Here is a 546-nt window from a genome sequence, read left to right as displayed (position 1 = left end):
TGTGGCGTGAGCAGCCTGGCAACCTATCTGGCCGGACGCACCCGCGCACTGCGTATCGCCACGCGACGCCCCACGGAAGTGGGCGAACGCCTGATGATCGGCGTCGAGGAGGGCGCACTGGTGGGCGCCTCCGTGGCGGCCTATCTGGTACCCTTGGTGCTCATGATTGCTGCGGCCATCGCCGGCCGGACCGCCGCCCTCGGACTGGAGCTGCCCGCGGACGCCGGTGCGCTGGCGGGTATGGCCAGTGCGCTGGGACTGTGGTGGTGGCTGGGGCCGCTGACCCGCATGCCGATACCCGGTATCCGGCTGCTCGGCGAGGCGCCGTCGCCCGATGCCGAAACCGCCCGCGGGGGCACCGTCGAGGGAGTCTGAGCCGATGAATCGAAGCCTCGCCCGCATCGCCGCCATGCTCCTCGTGCTGGCGGCGCTGCCGGTCCTCGCCGCGACCCGCGCGAATCTCCCGGATTTCACCGGGCTGGTGCGCGAGAACAGTCCCGCGGTGGTGAACATCAGCACCAAGCGCACGGTACAGGCCGGCCCGGA

At 71.4% G+C, this 546-nt stretch carries 1 protein-coding gene; it reads left to right on the top strand.

Annotated features, from left to right (window positions below):
* Nucleotides 1-375 (top strand): SoxR reducing system RseC family protein (locus G7A99_RS24280; protein WP_163144638.1); only part of this gene is annotated, 375 nt, incomplete at its 5' end.
* Nucleotides 376-546: the final 171 nt, after the last annotated feature.

It is taken from the genome of Arhodomonas sp. KWT (assembly GCF_010993615.1).
This window is presented reverse-complemented; position numbering and strand designations above follow the sequence as displayed.